Source organism: Nocardiopsis quinghaiensis (assembly GCF_008638365.1).
Taxonomy (GTDB): domain Bacteria; phylum Actinomycetota; class Actinomycetes; order Streptosporangiales; family Streptosporangiaceae; genus Nocardiopsis; species Nocardiopsis quinghaiensis.
The window spans coordinates 306,226-328,868 of the sequence record NZ_VWVU01000002.1 but is presented as its reverse complement, the minus strand read 5'-3'; the positions used below and the strand labels follow the sequence as shown (position 1 = coordinate 328,868).

23 protein-coding genes, 2 tRNA genes and 1 pseudogene are annotated in these 22,643 nt (G+C 71.4%); 16 read left to right on the top strand and 10 right to left on the bottom strand.

The window, feature by feature from the left end:
- Positions 1-32 precede the first annotated feature (32 nt).
- Positions 33-983 carry an NAD(+) diphosphatase gene (gene nudC, locus FYX01_RS08300; protein ID WP_150239218.1) on the top strand — a complete coding sequence of 317 codons (951 nt, stop codon included), beginning with the start codon at positions 33-35 and terminating at the stop codon, positions 981-983.
- Between the two features lie 49 nt (positions 984-1,032).
- Here nudC and FYX01_RS08295 read toward each other — a convergent pair whose 3' ends face one another.
- The gene (locus tag FYX01_RS08295; protein WP_223830351.1) at positions 1,033-1,488 is read right to left on the bottom strand and encodes an ANTAR domain-containing protein; all 456 of its coding nucleotides are present in this window, start codon (positions 1,486-1,488) and stop codon (positions 1,033-1,035) included.
- Positions 1,489-1,635: 147 nt separating this feature from the next.
- Positions 1,636-1,896: a mycoredoxin gene (locus tag FYX01_RS08290; protein ID WP_150239429.1), complete on the bottom strand. Its 261-nt coding sequence runs from the start codon at positions 1,894-1,896 to the stop codon at positions 1,636-1,638.
- Between the two features lie 254 nt (positions 1,897-2,150).
- On the opposite strand from FYX01_RS08290, the gene FYX01_RS08285 reads away from it, so the two are divergent.
- The 6 genes from FYX01_RS08285 to FYX01_RS08265 all read left to right on the top strand — a co-directional run bounded on the left by FYX01_RS08285 (position 2,151) and on the right by FYX01_RS08265 (position 7,431).
- Positions 2,151-4,277 (top strand): ATP-dependent DNA helicase UvrD2, encoded by a 2,127-nt coding sequence (locus FYX01_RS08285; RefSeq protein ID WP_150239216.1) that lies wholly within the window; start codon positions 2,151-2,153, stop codon positions 4,275-4,277.
- Positions 4,270-5,181, top strand: a complete 912-nt coding sequence (tesB, locus tag FYX01_RS08280; RefSeq protein ID WP_150239214.1) for an acyl-CoA thioesterase II — start codon at positions 4,270-4,272, stop codon at positions 5,179-5,181. The genes FYX01_RS08285 and tesB overlap by 8 nt, the downstream gene beginning before the upstream one ends.
- Before the next feature lie 308 nt (positions 5,182-5,489).
- The gene (locus FYX01_RS08275) at positions 5,490-5,852 is read left to right on the top strand and encodes a hypothetical protein (protein ID WP_150239212.1); all 363 of its coding nucleotides are present in this window, start codon (positions 5,490-5,492) and stop codon (positions 5,850-5,852) included.
- A gap of 205 nt (positions 5,853-6,057) precedes the next feature.
- Entirely contained in the window at positions 6,058-6,336 is a 279-nt protein-coding gene (locus FYX01_RS08270; protein WP_150239210.1) for a WhiB family transcriptional regulator, read from the top strand.
- A 56-nt stretch (positions 6,337-6,392) separates the two neighbouring features.
- Positions 6,393-6,554: a hypothetical protein gene (locus FYX01_RS26065; protein ID WP_190394226.1), complete on the top strand. Its 162-nt coding sequence runs from the start codon at positions 6,393-6,395 to the stop codon at positions 6,552-6,554.
- Positions 6,555-6,858: 304 nt separating this feature from the next.
- Positions 6,859-7,431 carry a M48 metallopeptidase family protein gene (locus FYX01_RS08265; RefSeq protein WP_150239208.1) on the top strand — a complete coding sequence of 191 codons (573 nt, stop codon included), beginning with the start codon at positions 6,859-6,861 and terminating at the stop codon, positions 7,429-7,431.
- A 57-nt stretch (positions 7,432-7,488) separates the two neighbouring features.
- Here the strand turns inward: FYX01_RS08265 and FYX01_RS08260 are convergent, their stop codons facing one another.
- Together FYX01_RS08260 and FYX01_RS08255 are read right to left on the bottom strand one after the other, a co-directional pair.
- Positions 7,489-8,061 (bottom strand): NUDIX hydrolase, encoded by a 573-nt coding sequence (locus FYX01_RS08260; RefSeq protein WP_150239206.1) that lies wholly within the window; start codon positions 8,059-8,061, stop codon positions 7,489-7,491.
- Positions 8,062-9,501, bottom strand: coding sequence for a zinc-dependent metalloprotease (locus FYX01_RS08255; RefSeq protein WP_150239204.1), 1,440 nt, complete (start codon positions 9,499-9,501; stop codon positions 8,062-8,064).
- A 123-nt stretch (positions 9,502-9,624) separates the two neighbouring features.
- On the opposite strand from FYX01_RS08255, the gene FYX01_RS08250 reads away from it, so the two are divergent.
- The 3 genes from FYX01_RS08250 to FYX01_RS08240 all read left to right on the top strand — a co-directional run bounded on the left by FYX01_RS08250 (position 9,625) and on the right by FYX01_RS08240 (position 12,341).
- Complete coding sequence (locus FYX01_RS08250; protein ID WP_150239427.1) at positions 9,625-10,692, top strand: NAD-dependent epimerase/dehydratase family protein; 1,068 nt, start codon at positions 9,625-9,627, stop codon at positions 10,690-10,692.
- A 54-nt stretch (positions 10,693-10,746) separates the two neighbouring features.
- Positions 10,747-11,184: a molybdenum cofactor biosynthesis protein MoaE gene (locus FYX01_RS08245; RefSeq protein ID WP_150239202.1), complete on the top strand. Its 438-nt coding sequence runs from the start codon at positions 10,747-10,749 to the stop codon at positions 11,182-11,184.
- Between the two features lie 95 nt (positions 11,185-11,279).
- Positions 11,280-12,341 (top strand): YlbL family protein, encoded by a 1,062-nt coding sequence (locus tag FYX01_RS08240; RefSeq protein ID WP_150239425.1) that lies wholly within the window; start codon positions 11,280-11,282, stop codon positions 12,339-12,341.
- Positions 12,342-12,531: 190 nt separating this feature from the next.
- Here the strand turns inward: FYX01_RS08240 and FYX01_RS08235 are convergent, their stop codons facing one another.
- A complete protein-coding gene (locus FYX01_RS08235) occupies positions 12,532-13,074 on the bottom strand; it encodes a PPA1309 family protein (protein ID WP_263363733.1) in 543 nt (180 codons plus the stop codon).
- Positions 13,075-13,368: 294 nt separating this feature from the next.
- On the opposite strand from FYX01_RS08235, the gene FYX01_RS08230 reads away from it, so the two are divergent.
- The 3 genes from FYX01_RS08230 to FYX01_RS08220 all read left to right on the top strand — a co-directional run bounded on the left by FYX01_RS08230 (position 13,369) and on the right by FYX01_RS08220 (position 16,877).
- Positions 13,369-16,329 (top strand): UPF0182 family membrane protein, encoded by a 2,961-nt coding sequence (locus FYX01_RS08230; protein WP_150239421.1) that lies wholly within the window; start codon positions 13,369-13,371, stop codon positions 16,327-16,329.
- A 153-nt stretch (positions 16,330-16,482) separates the two neighbouring features.
- Positions 16,483-16,559 (top strand) — tRNA-Met (locus tag FYX01_RS08225).
- Between the two features lie 241 nt (positions 16,560-16,800).
- Positions 16,801-16,877: transfer RNA gene (locus tag FYX01_RS08220), tRNA-Met, on the top strand.
- 99 nt (positions 16,878-16,976) lie between these two features.
- On the opposite strand, the gene FYX01_RS08215 is transcribed toward FYX01_RS08220, so the two are convergent.
- The 4 genes from FYX01_RS08215 to hisN form a co-directional block, all read right to left on the bottom strand.
- Positions 16,977-17,696 (bottom strand): ABC transporter ATP-binding protein, encoded by a 720-nt coding sequence (locus FYX01_RS08215; RefSeq protein WP_150239200.1) that lies wholly within the window; start codon positions 17,694-17,696, stop codon positions 16,977-16,979.
- Positions 17,697-18,722 carry a permuted SH3 domain-containing protein gene (locus tag FYX01_RS08210; RefSeq protein ID WP_150239198.1) on the bottom strand — a complete coding sequence of 342 codons (1,026 nt, stop codon included), beginning with the start codon at positions 18,720-18,722 and terminating at the stop codon, positions 17,697-17,699.
- Between the two features lie 11 nt (positions 18,723-18,733).
- On the bottom strand, positions 18,734-19,996 hold the full coding sequence (locus FYX01_RS08205; RefSeq protein WP_150239196.1) for an ABC transporter permease: 1,263 nt from the start codon (positions 19,994-19,996) through the stop codon (positions 18,734-18,736).
- A gap of 184 nt (positions 19,997-20,180) precedes the next feature.
- Positions 20,181-20,987, bottom strand: coding sequence for a histidinol-phosphatase (hisN, locus tag FYX01_RS08200; protein ID WP_150239194.1), 807 nt, complete (start codon positions 20,985-20,987; stop codon positions 20,181-20,183).
- Positions 20,988-21,121: 134 nt separating this feature from the next.
- On the opposite strand from hisN, the gene FYX01_RS08195 reads away from it, so the two are divergent.
- Together FYX01_RS08195 and FYX01_RS08190 are read left to right on the top strand one after the other, a co-directional pair.
- Positions 21,122-21,703, top strand: coding sequence for a TetR/AcrR family transcriptional regulator (locus tag FYX01_RS08195; RefSeq protein ID WP_150239192.1), 582 nt, complete (start codon positions 21,122-21,124; stop codon positions 21,701-21,703).
- Positions 21,704-21,716: 13 nt separating this feature from the next.
- Positions 21,717-22,007, top strand: coding sequence for a DUF2087 domain-containing protein (locus tag FYX01_RS08190; RefSeq protein WP_150239190.1), 291 nt, complete (start codon positions 21,717-21,719; stop codon positions 22,005-22,007).
- A 12-nt stretch (positions 22,008-22,019) separates the two neighbouring features.
- Here FYX01_RS08190 and FYX01_RS08185 read toward each other — a convergent pair whose 3' ends face one another.
- On the bottom strand, positions 22,020-22,442 hold the full coding sequence (locus FYX01_RS08185) for an imine reductase family protein (RefSeq protein ID WP_223830350.1): 423 nt from the start codon (positions 22,440-22,442) through the stop codon (positions 22,020-22,022).
- Between the two features lie 42 nt (positions 22,443-22,484).
- Here FYX01_RS08185 and FYX01_RS08180 point away from each other — a divergent pair.
- Positions 22,485-22,625, top strand: a pseudogene (locus FYX01_RS08180) (winged helix-turn-helix transcriptional regulator); the annotation flags it as partial.
- Between the last annotated feature and the right edge of the window lie 18 nt (positions 22,626-22,643).

Here is a 22,643-nt window from a genome sequence, read left to right as displayed (position 1 = left end):
GCCCCGCGGCTCCGCGAACCCCGGAAGGACCCATGGACGCTGACGCGACTCCCTCCCTGTCCCGCTTCTCCGTCGACCCGGCCGCGCACCGGCGCCTGGACGACGCATGGCTGGCCGAGGCGTGGGCGGACCCCGGCACGCGGGTCCTGGTCCTGGAGGGCGGCGATCCCGAGAGCCACGGCTGGCGGGCGCTCATGGCCAAGCAGTCCCGGGCACTGGTCACCACCGGTCCCACCCGCGGACTCGTGTTCACCACCCCCCGCGACGCACCCGGGGGCGAGCGCTACCTGCTCGGCACCGACGGCGAGCGCGTCTACTTCGCGGTGCGCTCCGCACGGGAGCTGACCGCCACGCCGCAGGCCGAGCCCGCGTCCCTGCGCGAGGTGGGCGCCCTGCTCGGTGACCGCGACACCGGTCTGCTGACCCGGGCCGTGGCCCTCGCCAACTGGAACGCCACCCACGGCTTCTGTCCCCGCTGCGGTTCTCCCACCGCGCAGGCCGCCGCCGGGCACGTGCGCGTGTGCGAGAGGGAGGGCAGTGAGCAGTACCCCCGGACGGACCCGGCGGTGATCATGCTGGTGCACCGCGAGCGCGACGGGCGCGAGGAGATGCTGCTCGGCAACAACCCCAGGTGGGACGCCCGCCGCTTCTCCGTGCTGGCCGGGTTCGTCGACGCGGGGGAGTCGCTGGAGCAGGCCGTGGTCCGCGAGGTCGCCGAGGAGGTGGGGATCGTGGTCGAGCGGCCGTGCTACCTGGCGTCCCAGCCCTGGCCGTTCCCGCGCAGCCTCATGGTGGGCTACACCGCGCGCGCCGTGGGTGAGACCGAGTGCACCGACGACGAGATCGCCGTCGCCCGCTGGTTCACCCGCTCCGAGCTGGCCGAGGCCGTGCACTCCGAGGAGGTCGTGCTGCCCGGCCGGGTGTCGATCGCCCGCACCCTCATCGAGCACTGGTACGGCGCCGAACTCCCCGGCGGCTGGTGACGGGACCGACGACCGGACCCCCGGCCCGGCGGCCCGGCCGCGTCCGTCCTCAGCGGGGGCCGGGCGAGGCGTCCAGCTCGTCGGGCAGGGCGGTGAGAGGGCTCGTGCTGCTCTCCACCACGTCCCGCGCCAGTTCGGCCACCTTCCGGCCGCGCGAGCGCGCCGAGGAGCGCAGCCGCTCGAAGGCCTCGCGCGGCTCCATCGTGTGCCGCTCCGCCAGGACCCCGATCGCCTGCTCCACCACCACACGCGAGTACAGGGCGTGCTCCAGTTGCGCGATGGTGTGCCGCAGCCGCTCGGCCTCGGACGCCCCCTCGGGGGCGCGGCCGGGCGCCTGCGCGCGTGGGACCCGGATCCCCGACTCCCGGGACAACAGGTCCGCCAGGACCATCGCGCTCACCAGGTCGGGCACCTCCTCGCCGCCGTCCACCCGCCACCCCGTCGGGGTGCGGCGGATCACGCCGCCGTCCACCGTGTCGGTGACCGCTGTGTCATGAGGCCGCATGTCCTCCCCCAACTCAACACTCCCCGTCGTCATCATTCGAGCCCTCCAAGGCCCGAGCGCCGTCGGAGGTGCGCCGCCGGAGGCGGGCCCCATGACGGGGCGGCGGCCGCACCCCTCCCGGGGCGCGACCGGCGGCCCGCGTCCGTCCTACGACAACTCGGCCAGCTTCTGCTTCACCTGAGCGAGAGACGGGTTGGTCATCGCCGCTCCGTCGCTGAAGACCAGCGTCGGGACCGTCTGGTTCCCTCCGTTGGCCCTCATCACGAGATCCGCGGCCTCCGGGTGCTCCTCGATGTTCACCTCGTGACCGGTGATCCCCTCACGGGAGAGCTGGCTCTTGAGCCGTTTGCAGTACCCGCACCACGGGGTGGTGTACATCGTGAACTGTCCGGTCGCAGCGCTCGTCATCTCGCTCACGCCTTTCTTCCGTCTACGGTCGGTGGGTGCATCCGGTCATCTCAACACCGAGGGGACCGGAGCGCTTCCCGCGACCGTGCGACACACCGTGGGACGCCTCACAGGCCCAACTGGTTCTGGAATGTCTGGTGCGCCGCGTGACCAGCGGTTCGGCGGAGCGCCGCGGCCGATCCGCTCCCCGGCACGGCTGATACTTGAGAGACTGGGCCGCCGACCCATTTGCCCCGACCCGATGCAGGAGCACCATGGACCCCGACCGCGTCCTGGAGGAACTGGACCCGGAGCAGACCCAGGCGGCGCGCGCCCTGCGCGGCCCCGTGTGCATCCTGGCCGGTGCCGGAACAGGGAAGACCCGCGCCATCACCCACCGCATCGCGTACGCGGTCGCCAGCGGGGTGGTGTCCGAACAGCAGGTCCTCGCGGTCACCTTCACCGCACGCGCCGCCGGCGAGATGCGCGGCCGCCTGCGCGGCCTGGGCGCCCCACGCGTGCAGGCCCGCACCTTCCACGCCGCCGCCCTGCGGCAGCTGTCCTTCTTCTGGCCGCAGGTCGTCGGCGGTGAGAAGCCCACCCTCGTCGAGAGCAAGATCCAGGCCGTCTCCCGCGCCGCCCACTCGGTCGGCCTGCAGCCCGACCGCGCCGGCCTGCGCGACCTGGCCAGCGAGATCGAGTGGGCCAAGGTCACCCAGGTGCGCCCCACCGACTACGACAAGGCCGTGGTCAAGGCGGGCCGCCAGCCCCCGATGTCCGCGGGTGAGGTGGCCCGCGTCTTCGAGGCATACGAGGACCTGCGCCGCGAGCACAACCTGCTCGACTTCGAGTCGATGCTCGAACTCACCGCGGGCATGATCAACGAGTACCCGGCCATCGCCCAGCGCGTGCGCGACCAGTACCGGTACTTCGTCGTCGACGAGTTCCAGGACGTCAACCCGCTTCAGCGGCTCCTGCTGGACGCCTGGCTGGGCGACCGCGACGACCTGTGCGTGGTGGGAGACCCCAGCCAGACCATCTACTCCTTCGCGGGCGCCACCCCCGGCTACCTGACCGGGTTCGCCGCGCGCTACCCGCACGCCACCATGGTCGAGCTGGTACGCGACTACCGCTCCACCCCCCAGGTGGTACGGGTGGCCAACCACGTCATCGCCCAGGCGCGCGGCACCACCTCCGCCCGGTACCTGACCCTCCAGGCGCAGCGACCCGAGGGCCCCGACCCGATGTACCAGGAGTACGAGGACGAGCCCGCCGAGGCCACCGGGGTCGCCCGCAAGGTCAGCGTCCTGATGGAGGGCGGCACCCCGGCCAGCGAGATCGCGGTGCTGGTGCGCACCAACGGCCAGTCGGCCGCCTACGAACAGGCCCTGACCGACGAGGGCGTGCCGTTCACCATGCGCGGCACCACACGCTTCTTCGAGCGCCCCGAGATCAAGCAGGCCGTGCACACCCTGCGCGGCGCCCGGCACGGCGCCGCGGGGGAGGAGGCCGACCCCCTGGTGCGCACGGTCCGCCAGCTGCTCGGCCAGCTCGGCCTGACCGAGAGCGCGCCCGAGGGCCGCCAGGCCCGCGAGCGCTGGGAGTCGCTGTCCGCGCTCGCCCAGCTGGCCGAGGACATGGCCGCCAAGCCGCGTCCCGACGGCCACCCGGTGACCATGGCCGACTTCGTGGAAGAGCTCGACATGCGGATGGCCACCGAGCACGCGCCGGGATTCGAGGGCGTCACGATCGCCTCCCTGCACTCGGCCAAGGGCCTGGAGTGGGACGCCGTCTTCCTGGTCGGCCTCACCGAGGGCATGATGCCGATCATCTACGCCGAGACCGACGAGCAGGTGGAGGAGGAGCGCCGCCTGTTCTACGTGGGCGTCACCCGGGCCCGCGAGCGCCTGATGATGTCGTGGTCCCTGGCCCGCTCGCCCGGCGGGAGGAAGACCCGCAGGCCCTCTCGGTTCCTGGACGGGCTGCGGCCCGCCTCCCCCTCCACCTCCTCCCGGCGCGCCGAGCGCCGCAAGGGCGGCGTGGCCCGCTGCCGGGTGTGCGGGACCACCCTCACCGACGCGGCCGAGCGCAAGCTGGGCCGCTGTCTGGACTGCCCGTCCAACTACGACGAGGCGCTGCTGGAGCGGCTGCGCGACTGGCGCCGTGAGAGCGCGCAGGAGCAGAAGGTGCCCGCCTACGTGATCTTCACCGACGCGACCCTCCAGGCCATCGCCGAGCAGGAGCCCACGAGCCTCACCCAGCTCTCGGCCGTGTCCGGTGTCGGCGCGGTGAAGCTCGATCGCTACGGTGATGCGGTACTCGCGCTGGTGTCCGGAGCCGAACCGGCGGAAGTCACGGACGAATCGGCGGAGGAGAACGGGGAGGAAGCAACGGATGAGTGACGGCGTCGACGCGCAGTTGCGGGGACAGTCCCTCGCCGACCTGCTGACGGTGTTGGACCTGGAGCGGATCGAGGACAACATCTTCCGGGGCAGCAGCCCCGCGGAGGGCCCGCAGCGGGTCTTCGGCGGCCAGGTCGCCGGGCAGGCGCTGGTGGCGGCGGGTCGTACCGTCCCGGTCGAGCGCTACGTGCACTCCCTGCACGCGTACTTCATCCGCCCGGGCGACCCGTCGGTGCCGATCGTCTACGAGGTGGACCGGGTCCGCGACGGGCGCTCGTTCACCACCCGGCGTGTGGTGGCCATCCAGCACGGCAAGCCGATCTTCACCCTGTCGGCCTCCTTCCACAAGGAGGAGCCGGGGCTGGACCACCAGATCCCGATGCCCGACGTCCCGCCGCCGGAGGACCTTCCGAGCACGCGCGAACGCCTGCGTGACTCGTTCGGGAGGGTGCCCGGGTTCGTGCGCTGGCACCCCATCGAGCTGCGCCCGGTGGGCCCGATGTCCTACGAGGCCGAGCGCGACCCGCGGCTGCGCACCGAGAACAACCCGGTGTGGCTGAAGGTGGACGGCGAACTGCCCGACGACCGGCTCACCCACGTGTGCCTGATGACCTACGCCTCGGACATGACCCTGCTGGACACCGTGCTGTTGCGGCACGGCCGCTCCTTCGCGGGTATCTCCATGGCCAGCCTCGACCACGCGATGTGGTTCCACCGGTCCTTCCGCGCCGACGAGTGGCTGCTGTACGCGCAGGAGGCCCCGAGCGCCCAGGGCGCGCGCGGGCTGGCGCGGGGCCTGGTGTACACGCGCGACGGAGAGCTCGTGTGCTCGGTGATGCAGGAGGGGCTGATCCGCGTGGTGGACGCCGAGGGTTGGTCCGACGCCCTGCCCGGCCCGCTCTAGGTGTGCTGACCTGAGAGGTTAGGTACACGCGAGGCCCCGGTCACCGACGGTGACCGGGGCCTCGCGTGCGCGGCGGGGCCGGTCACCCGGTCCGGCCGAGGGCGTACGGGGCCGTGGACGCCGGATGGCAACGCTCCCAAGGGCCGTCCCATTCCCGTGAATCCGTGGCCGGATGCGGACGTTTCCGCAGGTCAAAAATAGGTTGCTCTCTTTATGGGGCAGCCATAGTCTGTACACCGTCGCAATGACCGCTCTCGGCGAGGGTGGAAGATTCCCGTCGCCCGACTGTGAAGGAGGTGCCCGATCACATGACCAGCATCACGGAAACCATCGGCTTCATCGCCGGCTCCGCCATGCCGTCGCGTCGACTGTCGCTGACGACTGTTCCGGGTGCCGCCCTGAGCGGTCGCGTGCGCGTCCTCGCCGCTTTCGGCGAGCGCGCCACCACTGGTACCGGCGTCGGTGACGGCGGCACCACCGGTGGGTCCGGGGACCTCGGTCTCCGTCTCCCGCTGTCGGGGTCCCGACTCGGATGGACCGGTCACGGCAGTGGTGTGTCCGCCGAGTCCGGGCTGGCCCTTGAGCGGGGCGAGCCCATGGCGGCGCACGCAGAAGCCACCCAGCGCCTCCACGGCGTACCGGGGGAGTGTCCACGGAGGATTCCGGCCTAGAGCAGGACAGGCCGAGAGTTTCGACCGTGGCCGCGGACCCCGACACAGGGGCCGCGGCTTTCTTTGTATCTCCGTCCGCTTCCTCGTCCCCCAGGGACGAGGGAAGGACGGCGGCATCGCAAGTCCAGGTCCCTCACCGGATCGGATCCGGTGACCCATCACCGACCGCGTTGTACGAAACGATCAAAGATCTTGGAGGGCACCGATGCTTGCGTCGGTCCTGGAAACGCCCTGGCTGTCCGACACCGAGGTTCCCTGCCGCCTGGAGCCCGACCTGTTCTTCGCGGAGGCCCCCGCCGACGTCGAGGCGGCCAAGGCCGTCTGCGGCGCGTGCCCCGTCCGGGAGCAGTGCCTGACCGACGCGCTGGAGCGTCGGGAGCCGTGGGGCGTCTGGGGCGGGCAGCTGCTCGTCTCCGGGCAGGTCGTGGCGCGCAAGCGCCCCAGGGGCCGCCCCCGGAAGAACCCCGCTCCGGTCGCGGCCTGACAGAGCCCGAACAGAAGACCTCCGAAACCGCACAGATCCCAGAGGAACGAAAACCGATGACGATGATGGAACTCATGCGCGTGGTCGAGCAGATGGACGTCGAGACGCGTTACGTGCAGAACAGAAGGCTCACCGCCCGCCAGCTGCGCGCCCGCCAGCGCGAGGAGCGCCGGATGGAACTCGCGCTCATGGAAACCGCGTGGTCACGCCTGTGTTGATGTCGCGCCGCGCGGTGGAGTGACGGGACGCCCGGCGTGCCGAACCGATCCGGGGCCGGACGGAACACCCTCCAGGGGGCAACCGTTCGGCCTCATTTGTGCATCAAAACGGTAACAATAAAGCTCCGGAAACCTTCGTGGTGTCCCGTCCCACAGCCGAAAAACGGCGCTGGTCAGAGCGGAATGTGCTACAGGGTCGGATTTCCCGGTGACGTTCCGGGCAACAGGAATCCAGCAAAACCCGTGACATAACGGGACAAGGTGCACCTGTGCGGGAGCGCCTCGCTCGGATACCGTAAACTTTGTGCCCTCGAACACCAAAGTCGAGGTACGACGCAGTCCTCGTCGCCGACGCACGGTGTCGGCCTACAGGGACGGGGACACCACGGTCGTCCTCGTGCCCGCCACGTTCTCCCAGGCTGAGGAAAAGCGCTGGGTGGGCCGCATGCTGCAACGGCTGGAAGCCCGGGAGGGGCGCCGCCACCCGGGTGACCGCGAGCTCCACGAGCGCGCGCTGGAACTGGCCCGGCGCTACCTGGGCGGCACCGAGCTCCCCGACAGCGTGCGCTGGGTGGACAACCAGAACTCCCGCTGGGGATCGTGCACCCCCGAGACCCGCACGATCCGCATCTCCCGCCGCGTCGCCGGGATGCCCTCATGGGTGGTCGACTACGTCCTCATCCACGAACTCGCGCACCTGTTCATCCCGCACCACGGCCGGGAGTTCTGGGACCTGGTGCGCCGCTACCCCAAGGCCGAGCGCGCCCGCGGGTACCTGGAGGGCTTCAGCGCCGCCTCGCGCGGCGAGGCCTGTGACCCCTCCGCGGAAGAGGACGACGAGGAGCTCGACACGGCCGAGGTCGCCTTCGAGGAGTGAGGGCGCCTCCGCTCCGCCGGCGCCGCGGACATCCTCGCTCCAGGAGTGGCGGACGGATCAGGCCCCGGTGGCTCGGACGGTCCCACGGTGCGCGGCGACCGCCTCGGCGGCGGCGCGGACCAGGGCACGGCACGCGTCGTCGGAGGGCTCGGGCAGGTCGTCGACCGGGAACCAGCCCAGGTCGGCGGACTCGTCGGGGTCGCGTACCAGCACGGCGTCCTGGGGGGCGATCGCCGCGTACTGCACGTCCAGGTGAAGGCTCCCGCCGCCGCAGGGCACGGGGTGCCGGTCCAGCCGGACCGGACGGGGGAGCAGTGTGATCCCCCGGATCCCCGACTCCTCGGTGGCCTCGCGCAGGGCGGCCGCGCCCAGGGTGGCGTCCCCCGGCTCGCAGTGACCGCCGGTCTGCAGCCACATCCGGTGGATCCGGTGCAGGGTGAGCACCGCCCGCGAGCCGTCGGCGGACACGACCGCCGTACTCGCCGTCACGTGGCCGGGCAGGCAGTGACGCCACATCCCGTCCTCGTACGCCTCCAGGTGCTCAAGGTAGGAACGGCGCAGCTCCTCCTGCCGGGCGTCGGGCGCCGTCCACGCACCCAGCACCGCCCGGGCGTCCGCGTGCAGCGACACCTACGCGTCCTCTCCCCGGCCGCTGCCGGGCTCGCCGTCGTTCCCGGGGCCCTGGTCCCCGGAAGCCTCGTCCTTCCCGGGGACGTCCCCGGTCAGAGAGGAGATGTCGAAGTCGGCGTCGCCGAACTCCCCGGATCCGTGGACGAACGCGTCCGGGTCGTCCAGGTCGTCGCCGGTGGGCATCAGGTCGGGATGCTGCCACACCGCGTCCCTGCCCTCCACACCGCGCGCCTCCTCCAGCGCGGACCACAGAACGGAGGCCTCGCGCAGACGGCGCGGGCGCAGCTCCAGGCCGACCAGCGCGGCGAACGTGTGTTCGGCGGGCCCGCCGGTCGCCCGGCGCCGCCGGGTCGCCTCGGCCAGGGCGTCCGCCTGCGGCAGCCGTCCGGCCACCGCCGACGAGACCACGGTGGCCACCCAGCCCTCGATCAGCGCCAGGGCCGTCTCCAGCCGGTTCAGCGCCGCCTTCTGCTGCGGGGTGTCCTCGGGCTGGAGCAGCCCCTCGCCCCCGGCCCCGCCCAGGACCTCCTGGAGTGCCTCGGGGTTGGTGAGGTCGATCTCACCGAGCCGGTCCTCCAGCCCGCTGACGTCGAACGACATCCCGTCCGCGTACTCGTTGACCAGGCGGGACACGTGCGAGCGCAGCCACGGCACGTGCGAGTACAGCCGGTGCACGGCGGCCTCGCGCGCGGCCAGGTACAGCCGCACCTCGTCCTCGGGAACCCCCAGGCCCTCGGTGAACCGCCCCACGCCGGAGGGCAGCAGCGCGGCGTTGCCCTCACCGGCCAGCGGCATCCCGATGTCCGCGGTGCCGACCACCTCTCGGGACAGCTCGCCGACGGCCTGGCCCGCCTGGCGGCCGACCATCATGCTGCCCATCTGCTGGATCATGCCCAGCAGCGGGCCCGCCACGGACCGCATCTCCTCGGGAAGGTTCTGCCCCATGGACTGGACGGTCCTGCTGGTCAGCGGATCGCACAGCTGCACCCACGAGTCCATCGTCCGCTCGATCCACTCCGACCGGCTCCAGGCCTGGGCGGTGTGGACACCCGAAGGCAGGTCGGTAGCCTGGTCGAGCCACAGGTCGGCGAGGCGCAGCGCCTCCTCGACCTTGGCGTAGTCGGACACCGGCACACTCGGATCGCCCTCCTGGGCGACCGTCTGGCGCGCGACGTCCTTGGCCATCCCCCAGTTCACCCCGGACGACGGCGTGGCCTCGCCGCCGGTTCCGGGACCGGGCTGGGCCGACATCATGTCGGCGAACTGGCGCAGCATGTTGGCCATCTGCTGCGGGTCGCCGAACGGGAAGCCGTCCGGCATTCCGGAGCCTCCTCCGCCCGGGCCGCCGCTGCCGGCACCCGAGCCGGAGTCGCCAGAGTGGCGTCCGGACTCGTCATCGGGATCGTTCGGCATGCTGAAACCGAAAGGCTGGTCGCTCACAATCAGACCTCAGGCAGGATTAGGTTTGGTCTCCACTGTCACGTTAGCTGGGAGTCGCCCGGAGTGAATACCGAAAGCAGCCAGGTTCGCCCAGAGCACAGCCCATCCGGCGGCAAGGGCAAGGTGATCGCTGTCACCGGTGCCGCGTCCGGCGTGGGCCGGCTCCTCGTGCAACGCCTGGCCACGCCGGAAGGTTCCGCGGCCCCCCGGGAAGTCGTCGCCATCGACGACGAGCTCGCCGACCTGCGCGGGGTCACATGGCGTATCGCCGACGTGTGCGACCCCGGGCTGGTCTCCCGGCTCGGAGGGGTCGACGTGCTCGTGCACACCGCCGACGACCGCTCCCTGGAGACCCGTCCCGCGCGGCGCCGCGCGTACAACATCCGCGCGGCCCAGACGGTCCTCACCGCCGCGGCCGCCTCCGGGGTCCCACGCGTCATCCTCGTCACCAGCACCATGGTCTACGGCGCGGCTCCGGACAACCCCGTGCCGCTCGCGGAGAACGCCCCGCGTGTGTCCGACAACAGCGAGGGACTCATGGGCGACTTCGCCGAGACCGAGGCCCTCGCCGAGCGCGCCCGCCGCGCCCACCCCAGCCTCACCGTGACCGTCGTGCGCCCGGCGCCGCTTGTGGGGCCCGAACGCGACACCCTGCTCAGCCGTCACTTCTCCGCGCCCCGCCTGCTCACCGTCAAGGGGCACGAGCAGCGCTGGCAGTTCTGCCACGAGGACGACCTGGCCAGCGCCCTGGCCTTCTGCGCCATGCACGGGGTGGACGGCCCCGACGGCGTGGTCGCCGTGGCCAGCGAGGGCTCCCTCCCCCAGAGCGAGGTGGAGAGCGTCGCCGGGATGAAGCACTTCGAGGTCCCCGCCAACCTGGCCTTCGGTGCCGTCCGCCGCCTGCACCAGGCCCGGATCACCCCGGCCGCGGAGGGGGAGCTGAAGTTCCTCGTCTACCCGTGCGTGGTGGACTGCGCGGTGCTGCGCGGCGCCGGGTGGAAGCCCGGCTACGACAACGGGGCCGCCCTGGCGGCACTGCTGGAGTCCAGGAGCGGCAGGCCCGCTCTGGTGGGACGCAGCCTGGGCCGCAAGGAGGTCACCATCACCGCGGCCGGTGCCGCCGGCGCCGCCGCCGCGGCCATCGGCACCGCCGCCGCCATCCGCCACCTGCGCAAGCGCAAGGGCGCCTGACCCGCGGCGCGCGGCCACCGACACGGGGCGACGCCCGATTGGTACGGTCGTGTCGTGGAAGAGATCACTCTCGCGTCCGTACGCGACACCCCCCTCTCGGTGGACGAGGTCCTCGCCGCGGTCTCCGACCCGCGTGCGGGCGGCACCGCCGTGTTCGTCGGCACCGTTCGCGACCACGACCACGGCCGCGACGTCGCCCGGCTCGCCTACTCGGCGCACCCGACGGTGGAGGGGCAGCTGCGAGCCGTCATGGAGAAGGTGCTCGGCGACACCTCCGTTCCGGGCCGCCCGGTGGTGAGGATGGCCGCGGTGCACCGCGTCGGCCGGCTGGAGATCGGCGACACCGCCGTGGTCGTGGCCGCGGCCGCCGAGCACCGGGAGGAGGCGTTCGACGCCTGCCGCCGCCTCATCGACGACCTCAAGGCCCAGGTGCCCATCTGGAAGCAGCAGGACTTCGGGGACGGCGGGAGCGAGTGGGTGGGCTCGCCCTGAGCGGGCGGCGCGGTGCGGGCCGTCCCGGGTGCGGCCGTGGAAGGACGCCGACGGGGCACCACCCGCAATAGGCTGTGCGCATGCTTCGTCGTGTCATGACCCTCGTTGTCGCTCTCGTCCTTCTCGTCGGGCTCGGCGCCGGCAGCCTCCTCCTCCCCGTTCCCTACCTGGTGGCCGCGCCCGGCCTCACCGTGGACACGCTCGGAGAGGTCCGGGAGGAGCCGGTCATCCAGGTCGAGGGCGCGCGGAGCTACGAGCACGACGGCTCCCTGTCCATGGTGACCGTGCAGTACGCGGGCGGGCCCCAGCACCGGCTCGACTTCCTCACCGTCGTCACCGCGTGGCTCTCGCCCACCCAGGCGGTCCTGCCCGAGGAGCTCCTCTTCCCCGCCGGGCGCACGCCCGAGGAGGTCACCGAGCGGCAGACCGTGCAGATGAACGACTCGCAGACCGAAGCCACCGCCGCCGCGTTCAACGAGCTCGGCATGGAGTACGAGGCCGTCCCCGCGGTCGGCGGCACCGTCGAGGGCATGCCCGCGCACGGCGTGGTGGAGGAGGGCGACCTCATCCTGGCCGTGGACGGCGAACCCGTGCCCACCGAGGGCGGCGGTGGCTCCGAGGGCCCCGTGGGCAGCGCCGCGGTCGTGGAGATGGTCGGCGACCGCGAGCCCGGCGACCCGGTCGAGCTCGCCCTGGAGCGGGACGGTGAGGCCGTCGACGTGGAGATCACCGCCGAGGAGGACGAGTCGGGCGGCGCGGCGGTCGGTGTGCTCATCACCGACCGGATGGACTTCCCCGTGGACGTGGAGATCACCGTCGGAGACATCGGCGGACCCAGCGCGGGCATGATGTTCGCGCTCGGGATCATGGACCGGCTCAGCGAGGAGAGCCTCACCGGCGGGGCGGACGTCGCCGGGTCCGGCACCATCGCCGCCGACGGTCGGATCGGCGGGGTCAGCGGCATCCAGCAGAAGATGGTCAGCGCCCGGCGCGACGGGGCCGAGTACTTCCTCGTGGCCGCTGACAGCTGCTCCCAGGTGTCCCAGTCGGCCGCCTACGGGGAGCTGGACGTGGTGCGGGTCGAGACCCTCACCGACGCGGTGGACGCGCTTGAGGCCATCCGCGCCGGCGAGGACGGGCTGCCCCGCTGCGAGTAGGCAGTGCTTGCTTTGGGACTTCCGCTTCGCTTCAGTCCGTGTTCGGGCGCCCTATGGGCGGGAACCTTCGGATCCTCCGGTGTGACGGCTCGTTCCTCGCAGTCCCACCTACGAATCCTCCAGAACCCCGCCGGCGCCCGAACGACACCCCCAGGGGTTGGGCAGGCGTTCAGCGGGCAAGAGGACGGGTTCAGCCCTGCTCCGGCTCCCCCTCGCCCCGCTCCGGCTCCTCCTCGACGTCCAGGGTCAGCGCCAGCGCCGAGGTCAGCGCGGGGACCAGGTCCGCACCGTTGAGCACCTCCGACTCGCTGTCGTGGCTGCGCATGCGCATCGCGCAGTGGCGGGATCCGTCGCGCAGCACCCCCGCGACCATGCGGATCTCCTCGGTCTCCTTCTCGGAGGAGCTCGGGTCCTCGCCGGGGGTCAGTGTCTCGTCCGAGCCCTTCACCACCAGGCGCTCCATCACCAGAGCGCATCCGGCGACGCCCTCGGGCCACATGATGCGACCCAGCGCCTCCTCCAGCGGGACGTCGTCCGGCAAATGCTCCTGCTCGACCGGGGTCAACTCGTCGGGGTCCATCGGGGAGTCGATCCCCAGTAGTTCGGCCAGCGCGGGCTCCGCTTTCAGCAGGTCGGAGGTGGGTACCAGGGCGTACAGCCCCAGCGGCCGGTCCCAGCCCTGCTCTGCGGCGTGGCGTTCGAGGTCCATGACGGCTTCGCGAATGTTCGACACGTTTCCATAGTGACCGATGTGGAAACCCTTCCGTCTCCGTTTCCGGACAGTAGGGTCACCACGTGACCCCGGATGCCACTCTGATACACCAACGATGCAGCCTTGTCATGCGTAAGAGGGTGGTTTCGGGAACCCAGGGACCACCGTTTAAGTTTTTAGTAACAGGGCGCCACACGCGTCACCGAACGCACCTACCAAGCCAACCGAGGGGGAGGCGTGAGCTTCCGATCGCCCGGCGCACCACCTGCGCGTATGCCTCGCCGATCAAGGTTGCTCGCGCCAGTCGCAGCGACCGTGGTCGTCATCATCGCGGGGCTGATGCTCGCCGCGAACTTCTGGACCGACTACAAGTGGTTCGGATCCGTCGGGTTCACCTCGGTCTTCCTGACCGAGCTGTGGACCCGTGTACTGCTGTTCGCCGTCTCCGGCCTCGTCATGGCCGTCATCGTCGGCGCGAGCATCTTCTTCGCCTACCGCTCACGGCCCGGTATCCGGCCGATGAGCCTGGAACAGCAGGGCCTGGACCGCTACCGGCAGTCCATCGACCCGCACCGCAAGCTGTTCTTCTGGATCGCCGTGGGCGCCCTCGCCCTGCTGGCCGGAGTCGCGGCCAGCGGTGACTGGCGCTCCTACCTCCAGTTCATGAACAGCACCGAGTTCGGTGTGGACGACCCCGAGTTCGGCATGGACGTCGCGTTCTTCGCGTTCGTCTACCCGTTCCTGCGCGTCCTGCTCGGCTACCTGTACGCGGCGGTCATCCTGGCGTTCATCGCCGCGGTGGTCGTCCACTACCTGTACGGCGGCGTCCGCCTCCAGAACGACTCCGGTCAGCGCGCCACTCCCGCCGCCCGTGTGCACCTGTCGGTGCTGCTGGGCGTGTTCGTGCTGCTGCGTGCCTGCTCCTACTGGCTGGACCGCTACGGACTGGTCTTCTCCGAGCGCGGCTACACCTTCGGTGCCTCCTACACCGACGTGAACGCGGTCAAGACCGCCCTGCTGATCCTCACGGTCATCTCGGTCATCTGCGCCGTGCTGTTCTTCGCCAACATCTACTTCAAGAACACCATGGTCCCCATGGCCAGCCTCGGACTGCTGGTGCTGTCCGCCATCCTGGTCGGTGCCGCCTACCCCGCGATCGTGCAGAACTTCCAGGTCGACCCGAACGAGCAGCGCCTGGAGAGCCCCTACATCGAGCGCAACATCGAGCACACGCGCGACGCCTACGGCATCTCCGACGCCGAGGTGCAGGCCTACGACGCCACCACCGAGCTCAGCGCGCAGGACCTGGTGGAGGAGTCCCAGGGCACCACGGTGCGCCTGGTCGACCCCTCCGTGGTCTCGCAGACCTTCCAGCAGATGCAGCAGGTCCGCGGTTTCTACCAGTTCCCCGAGGTGCTGGAGGTCGACCGCTACCCGGACACCGACGGCAACCTGATCGACACGATCGTGGCCGTCCGCGAACTGGACGGACCGCCCTCGGACCAGAACAACTGGCTCAACCGGCACCTGATCTACACCCACGGCTACGGCATGGTCGCCGCCGCCGGCACCCAGATCGACGCCGAGGGCCGCCCGGTCTTCACCGAGTACAACATCCCGCCGCGCGGTGAGCTGAGCGACGTCGTCGGCGAGTACGAGCCGCGCATCTACTACGGCCGCGAGGGCGCCGACTACGTCATCGTCCAGGCCGAGGAGGAGTACGACTACCCCCTCGACTCGGAGGAGGACACGGGCGACGTGCCGACTCCCGAGGACGCCGTGGATACCGAGGTCAGCCCGAGTCCGGACGAGGCGCGGGCCCCGTCCGACGCCGACCAGGAGGGCACGGGCCAGGAGGACGCCGAGCAGGCCGAGGAGGAGCCCGCCGCCGAGGGCGGTGAGGGCGCCGAGGGCACGTCCGGCGGCTCCCAGGCCTACAACCGCTACGAGGGCAGCGGCGGCGTCCAGCTGAGCAGCTTCTTCGACCGTGTCCTGTACGCGATCAAGTACCAGGAACCGAACATCCTGCTCAACAGCGCCATCGCCAGCGACTCGCGCATCATCTACGAGCGCGATCCGGTGGAGCGCGTCGAGAAGGTCGCCCCGTTCCTGACCGTGGACAGCCGCCCCTATCCGGCGGTCGTCGACGGCAAGGTCTCGTGGATCGTGGACGCCTACACCACGTCCAACGGCTACCCGTACGCGTCTCCGATCGACTTCACCCAGGCGGTGACCGACACCTTCACGGACGGTTCGATCCAGCAGGTCGGCGCGTTGCCGGGCAACGAGGTCAACTACATCCGCAACTCGGTGAAGGCCACCGTCGACGCCTACGACGGCTCGGTCACCCTGTACGCCTGGGACGAGGAGGACCCGGTCCTGCAGACGTGGATGGACTCGTTCCCGGGCGTCATCACCGACCGGGGCGAGATGAGCGACGATCTCGTCGACCACCTGCGGTACCCGGACGACCTGTTCAAGGTGCAGCGCGAGATCATGCGCGAGTACCACGTGACGAACGCCTCCGCCTTCTACGGCGGTCAGGACTTCTGGTCGGTCCCGAACGACCCGACCGGCGGTACCGAGGCACCCGAGCCGCCCTACCGCCAGACCATCCACTACCCGGACGAGGAGGAGGCCACCTTCTCGCTGACCAGCACGTTCGTGCCGCGCGGCCGTGAGAACCTGGCGGCCTTCATGGCGGTGGACAGCGATCCCCGCTCGGAGGACTACGGCCAGCTCAAGCTGCTGGAACTGCCGCGGAGCACGGTGATCTTCGGTCCTGGACAGGTGCAGAACGCCTTCGACGCGGACGCGAACGTTCGCGAGGTGCTGCTACCGCTGGAGCAGTCCAACGCGGAGGTGACGCGGGGCAACCTGCTCACGCTGCCGTTCGCGGGCGGCCTGCTCTACGTCGAGCCGCTGTACGTGCAGGCCGGTGGCGGCGGAGCCGCCTCCTTCCCGCTGCTGCAGCAGGTCATGGTCGGCTTCGGCGAGGAGGTCGCGATCGGCAGCAGCCTGCCGGATGCGCTCAGCAACCTCTTCGACGGGGAGGCCCAGGCGCCGGAGGAAGGCGCCGAGGAGCCGCCTCCGGAGGAGGAGGCCGAGGCCGGAGCCGGTGACGGCGGTGGTGACGGCGGTGGTGACCAGGAGCTCACCGACGCCCTCAACGAGGCCGTCGAGGCCTGGGAGGAGGCCCAGGAGTCGAACGAGGAGGCCAACGAGCGCCTGCGTGAGGCCCTGGAGGCCCTTGAGGAGCAGATGAACGAGGAGTAGTCCGCCGTTCTCCGCACCGGTGCGGGGCGGGGCCCCCGGGCCCCGCCCCGTTCGTTCTGTCCGGTCCGGACGCGCTCGTCAGCCGGGTGGCCCACGTCTCGCTCCGCTGATTTGGGTTCTCGCCCGGAGCGCGCTAATGTGGAGACACAACAACGCGGGGTGGAGCAGTTCGGTAGCTCGCTGGGCTCATAACCCAGAGGTCGCAGGTTCAAATCCTGTCCCCGCTACCAGACCCGGACCCGGGAGAAATCCCGGGTCCGTTGGTTTTCCGGTTCCCGCCTTTTCGGCGGTATTCGGAAAGGACGCGCCCGAAGGGATGCGCCCACATGGTCGGACCGGGACTCAGGCCCTGGTAGGCTGGTCTCAGGCCGGTGGGGAAACCGACTGGCCGAAGGGGAGTCTCCACGGTTTTCCAAGCGGAAAGCCGATTTGCTCCCGGAGGTGAAAGCCTCTAGAATGGAGACACAACAACGCGGGGTGGAGCAGTTCGGTAGCTCGCTGGGCTCATAACCCAGAGGTCGCAGGTTCAAATCCTGTCCCCGCTACCAGGGAAACGCCGGGTGCGATTGCGCACCCGGCGTTTCTGCGTTCCGGGACGGCCCCGTGCCGGGGTTCGTGTGCCGCCCGGGGAACCGGGCGGCACACACTCAGCGGGTGCGGCCCTCCACCAGTTCCACCACGCGGTCGGTCCGCGCGGCCACCCTGGGGTCGTGGGTCACCACGACCACCGCCGCGTCACGGATCCTGGCCTGCTCCAGCAGCTGCTCCATGATCATGGTGCTGCTGGCGGCGTCCAGAGCGCCCGTGGGCTCGTCGGCGAGGATCAGGGCGGGTTCCCGGCTCAGCGCCCGGGCCAGGGCCACACGTTGCTGCTCACCGCCGGAGAGCTGGTGCGGCTGGGAGTGCAGCCGGTGCTCCAGCCCCACGGCCTCCAGCAGTTCGCGGGCCCGCGCCCTCCGGCGCAGCAGCGGCACGCCGCCGAGCACCATCGGCACGCCGACGTTGGCCAGGGCGGTGCGTCGCTCCAGCAGGTGGAACTGCTGGAACACGAAGCCGACGCCCTCGCCCCGCAGGCGGGACCGCGGCCCCTCGCCCAGGCGGGTGGTGTCCACCCCGTCGAACGTGTAGGTGCCGCCGCTGGGCCGGTCGAGCAGGCCCAGCAGGTTCAACAGGGTGGACTTGCCCGAACCGGACTGGCCGACGATCGCCACGACCTCGCCGCGCTCCACCTGGAACGTGCAGTCGTGCAGCACGTCGATCCGGGTCCCCGACACCGTGAAGTGCCGGGTGACCCCCTCCACGTTCAGCAGGGGGGCGGAACCGGGGCGAGGCGTGATGGCTCCGGGGGCCGCTGTGTCGACGGACACCTATTCCACCTCCTCCACCGCGATCTCCTCCTCGGTGAGGGGTTCCTCCTCGGAGTCCTGCCCCCCGGGGACGTCGAAGCGGGGGTCGAGCGGCACCGGGTCCAGGACCATGTCACCGACGCTCAGCCCCTTGGTGACCTCGATGAGCGAGCCGTCGGACACCCCGAGCTCCACCTCGCGGGTCTCCTCGGTCCCGTCGCCGGCGATCACCACGACCTCACCCGAGTCCACGTTGCCGCGTACGGCGGTCACCGGGACGACCAGGACGTTCTCCGCCCTGCCCGTACTGACGGACAGCTTGCCCCGGACCCCGTCGAAGACCTCCAGGTCCGCGGGCACCCGGCAGGCCAGCTCCGCGCCACCGCCACCGCCGCCGCCGGCTCCGCCCTCCTCCGGGGCCGCGCCACCGTCCTCGACCGCGCCCAGGGACAGGAACGCGCACTCGGAGGCGGGCGGCCCCTGGTCGATCTGGAGCAGGATGTCCCCCGGCTCCTCGTAGAACCGGTAGAGGTCGTTGGGCGGGATGGAGGCGACGGCGCGGAACTCGTCCGGAGCGACCGTGGCCACCACCGAGCCGGGCTCCAGCACGTCGCCGACCAGTACGTCCTCCAGCCCTGACACCGTGCCGCCCGCCGGCGCGTACAGGGTGGTCTCCCTGGTCGCGGGGGCGGAGGGGGCCTCTCCGCCGTCCCCGGTGACGGGTGCCGACCCGTCGGGCACCTTCACGTTCACGATCGGCGCTCCGCTCTCGACCTCGGCGCCCTCACCCACCCACAGGTGGGCGACCGTTCCTCCGTTGCGGGCCTTGACGTCCTCGCCGGGCTCGGCCCGGACGGCGGCGTCCAGCACCAGTTCGGAGCTGACCTCGCCCATCTCCACCTCGACCGGTGCGCCGCCCGTGTCCAGGGCGGACTCCTCCGGGGGCAGGTCCGTCCCGCCGCCCAGACGCGACACCAGCAGGTAGCCGGACCCGAACAGCCCGAGGACCACGACCAGGACCGCGCCGATGATGATCCACTTCTTCACGTGTGTGTCTCCTATTCCCGGAGTCCGGCGACGACGGATGCCCGCAGTGCACGCATCGCGGGGATGATCCCGGCCAGCAGCCCGACCAGGGCGGCGCTGCCCAGGCCGACGAGTACTCCGGAGGCGGGGATGTTCAGGGGGACGTCGTCGGGCAGCGACACGAAGCGCTCCAGTACCGCGCCGCCCGCGGTCACCGCGGCCCAGCATCCGGCGAGGGCGATGATCCCGGCCACCAGCGACACCACCACCGACTCCATGACCACGGCCACGAACAGGGTGGACCGGCTCGCGCCCAGGGCCCGGTAGGTCGCCAGTTCGCGGCGGCGCTCGCGCACGGTGACCAGGCCGACGTTGAGTACGCCGAGCAGGCCGGTGGTGAGGGTGATGACGGCGATGCCGGTCAGGCCCCAGGACATGTAGGTGATGATCTCCTCGACCTCCTCGGCGTAGTCCGCCCGGTGGGACGAGATGCTCTCGGTGTCCTCGATGCCCCAGCGCCACGACGCCGACGCCAGGCGCTCGGTGAAGACCTCGCCCCACGGGTCCTGCGCCGCCGGGTCCCGGGGGTCGATCCGCACCTGGTAGGTGGTCTGGGTGCCCATCATCGCGAACGGGCCACCCTCCTCCTCTCCCTCTCCGCCGGTGCCGGAGGAGGAACCGAAGAGCAGGTCGTCGGAGGCGGGGGAGCGCAGGAGGTAGGCGCTGTACCAGCCGAGGTCCAGCGCGGAGCTCTCCAGGACGCCGACGACGCGCACGTCCATCCACTGGTCGGTGCCGACCTGGACCCGTGTGAGGTCGCCGAGAGTGTCGGCGAGCGGCTGGTTGACGACCATGACCGGCGCCAGCGACTCGGCGTCGGCCTCGGTGAACCAGCGGCCCTCGGCCATGTTCATCCGCCGGATGTCGCCCAGGGCGGTGTCCACGCCGAGGAACTGCACCTCGGGGACCACCGAGCCGCCGGAGCGGACCATCGGTGTCTCGGAGGGCGTGTGGTAGACCGAGATGTCCTGGCCGCCCGCGCGGAGCAGGTCCTCCTCGAAGGCGGCGCGGTCGGTGACCTGGCCGAACACGGTGACCTGGAGGGTGGCCGGGCGGCCCGCGTTGGCCTCGCTGTAGGCGGTGGCGAACCGCTGGCCGAGGTCGCTGGCGGTGACCACCATGACCAGGGCGCCCACGCCGACGACGATGCCCGCGCAGGACAGGATGGTCCGGGCGACGTTGGCCCGTGAACCGGCGAAGGCCAGCACGATCCCGGCTGTGAGGGAACGCAGCATTCGGCCCCTTCCCGTGATGTCTGTGAGGTCCGGCCACCGCGGGGCGGGACCGGGATGCCCGCGGGGGTGGCGGGGTTTCAACAGACTTATCACTGGGAAGGGCGGATCCGGTTCACCCTGGTCGTGAGGAATCTCGGGTCGCTGGTGCCGACCCCGCGCCGGAGGGGCCGGGACGCGGTGCGGGTCAGTTCCGGCGCAGGGGTGTGGGACCGCCGTTGAGCCAGGTCAGTACCTGGTCGTGGACCATGCCGTTGGTGCACACGAGCGGACCGCCGTCCTCGAAGCCCTCACCGCGCAGGTCGGTGGCCCGCCCGCCCGCCTCCTCCAGGATGATCGGCAGCGGCGCGGCGTCCCACAGCGACAGTTCCGGCTCGGCGGAGACGTCCACGACGCCCTCGGCGACCATCACGTGCGACCAGAAGTCGCCGTAGGCGCGGGTGCGCCACACCGAGCGGGTCAGCCCGAGGAAGGAGTCGAGGCGGCCCTGCTCCTCCCAGCCGGTCAGCGAGGAGAAGCTCAGGGAGGCGTTCGACAGCTCCGACACCTTCGAGACGTGGCAGCGCGAGGCCTTCGACAGGCCGCGGCCCTGCCAGGTGCCGCCGCCCTTGGAGGCCCACCAGCGGCGGTGCAGGGCCGGGGCGGACACCACGCCCACGACGGGGCGGTCGCCCTCCAGCAGGGCGATCAGGGTCGCCCACACCGGCACGCCGCGCACGTAGTTCTTGGTGCCGTCGATGGGATCGATGACCCACACCCGGTTGCTGCTGCCGGTCCTGCCGTACTCCTCGCCCACCACGGCGTCACGCGGCCGGGCGCGGGAGAGCACGCCGCGCAGCGTCTCCTCGACCATCCGGTCGGCCTCGGTGACGGGGGTGAGGTCGGGCTTGGTGTCGACCACGAGGTCAAGCGCGCGGAAACGCTTGAGAGCGAGGTCGTCGGCCGCGTCGGCGAGCACGTGGGCAAGCCGCAGATCATCGTCGAAGGACGCCATGACCGGTAACGCTACCCTCCCGGGCACGAACATGGCCAAAGTGGCACACGCGCGTGACCAGAGCGTTAGTTACGCGGGAAAGGCGGAAACGCGGCGGAGGTGCTACTCGCGGGGCCGGATGCGAGGATGGGGACATGGACACCGGGAGCGGGCAGAGCCGTGCCGAGGGAGCCTCGGCACGGGAGCGGTTGATGGACGCCGCCTACGCCGAGGTCGTCTCCGGCGGATGGGCCGGTCGGCGCATGGCGGACATCGCGGCGGTCGCCCAGGTGTCCCGCCAGACCCTGTACAACGTGTTCGGCAGCAAGGAGGGCCTGCTCCAGGCCGTGGTGGTGCGCGAGGTCAACGCGCTGCTCGACAGGGTGGTGCGCCTCCTGGAGGAGGGCGGGGACCCGCCGCACGCGGTGAGCCGGGCGACCCGCCTGGTGCTGCTGTCCGCCCGGGACAACCCGCTGCTGCGCGCGGTGGTCACCGGCGACCACGGGCTCCTCCCGGTCCTCACCACGAGGTCGGAGCCCCTCCTGGAGGTCCTGGGCGAGCGCATCACCGCCCTGCTGGGCAGGCACGACCCGGGCCTGGCGGACTCCGCGGCCGAGGCCGCCGCCGACGTCGCCCTGCGTCTGACGGTGTCGTACTCGCTGCAGCCGATCGACCCGGACGAGGCCGCGCGCCGGGTCGAGACGGTCGTGCACGGGATGCTGCTGGTCGGCCGCTGAGGAGGTGGCGGGCGTGCCGGAGGGGCCGCTGACGGAGCGCGAGCGCCAGGAGGTGCTGCGCTCCCACATGCCGGACGGGCGGATCACCGCGATCCCGGTGCGCCGCTCCGCCCGTCTGGTCCTGCTCGACCAGGTCGCCCGCGCCTTCGAGCCCGGGGTCCGCTACAGCGCGGCCGAGGTCAACACGGTCCTGCGCGGATTCAGCGCGAACGTGTCGGTGCTCCGCCGCGGGCTGCTCGACGAGGGCTTCCTTGAGTGCGACCGCACCCGGTACTGGCGGTGCGGCGGGACCGTCGAGGTGTAGACGCGCCGGGCCTCAGCCTCGGGGCACGGCGAGCAGGTCGACGACCCCCGTGCCGTCCTCGTCGCCGTGCCCCTGGGCCAGGCGGCGCTCCATCATCTCCGCGTACGGGAGCAGGAGCGCGGTGCTCACGCCCTGTTCCTCGGCGGTGCGCAGCAGCGTCCGGTCGCCCCGTACCTGCATGGCGAGGTTGGAGACGACACCGGTGGTGTAGTCGCCGCTCTCCAGCCGTTCGGCGCTGGTGTGGACGCCGACGGTCATCGCGGTGAGCCAGTCGGAGAGCAGGGAGGCGAACTCCCCCAGACACACGTCCTCGTTCCGGACCAGGGCGAAGGCGTGCGCGACCCCGGCGAACATGCGGTTCACCGCGCTGAGCAGGGCCACGTCGTGCAGGTCGGCCAGCCCGGCGTCCCCGCCGACGAACACGGCCCCGGTCACGGCGGACAGGGACTCTCCTCGTGCTCGGTGAAGGCCTCCCGGGAGCCGCCGCCCCGGGTCGAGTACTCGCTGACCGGGCTCGGCAGGTCCCTGAACGAGGCTCTGAGCCCGCTCGGCGCCTGGGGGCGGGCACACGTCACCGGTACCGCCGAACCGGCCCCCGGGGGGTCTCCGGCCGGCTGAGGCCCGCGGGACCCGGCC

What these genes read in the sequence shown, in the direction of transcription:
- nudC (WP_150239218.1), top strand. Translation starts at nt 33, where the DNA reads ATGGACGCTGACGCGACTCCCTCCCTGTCCCGCTTCTCCGTCGACCCG.
- FYX01_RS08270 (WP_150239210.1), top strand. Translation starts at nt 6,058, where the DNA reads ATGCTTGCGTCGGTCCTGGAAACGCCCTGGCTGTCCGACACCGAGGTT.
- FYX01_RS26065 (WP_190394226.1), top strand. Translation starts at nt 6,393, where the DNA reads ATGACGATGATGGAACTCATGCGCGTGGTCGAGCAGATGGACGTCGAG.
- FYX01_RS08195 (WP_150239192.1), top strand. Translation starts at nt 21,122, where the DNA reads ATGGACACCGGGAGCGGGCAGAGCCGTGCCGAGGGAGCCTCGGCACGG.
- FYX01_RS08240 (WP_150239425.1), top strand. Translation starts at nt 11,280, where the DNA reads ATGACCCTCGTTGTCGCTCTCGTCCTTCTCGTCGGGCTCGGCGCCGGC.
- FYX01_RS08290 (WP_150239429.1), bottom strand. Translation starts at nt 1,896, where the DNA reads ATGACGAGCGCTGCGACCGGACAGTTCACGATGTACACCACCCCGTGG.
- tesB (WP_150239214.1), top strand. Translation starts at nt 4,270, where the DNA reads ATGAGTGACGGCGTCGACGCGCAGTTGCGGGGACAGTCCCTCGCCGAC.
- hisN (WP_150239194.1), bottom strand. Translation starts at nt 20,987, where the DNA reads ATGGCGTCCTTCGACGATGATCTGCGGCTTGCCCACGTGCTCGCCGAC.
- FYX01_RS08285 (WP_150239216.1), top strand. Translation starts at nt 2,151, where the DNA reads ATGGACCCCGACCGCGTCCTGGAGGAACTGGACCCGGAGCAGACCCAG.
- FYX01_RS08275 (WP_150239212.1), top strand. Translation starts at nt 5,490, where the DNA reads ATGACCAGCATCACGGAAACCATCGGCTTCATCGCCGGCTCCGCCATG.
- FYX01_RS08295 (WP_223830351.1), bottom strand. Translation starts at nt 1,488, where the DNA reads ATGCGGCCTCATGACACAGCGGTCACCGACACGGTGGACGGCGGCGTG.
- FYX01_RS08205 (WP_150239196.1), bottom strand. Translation starts at nt 19,996, where the DNA reads ATGCTGCGTTCCCTCACAGCCGGGATCGTGCTGGCCTTCGCCGGTTCA.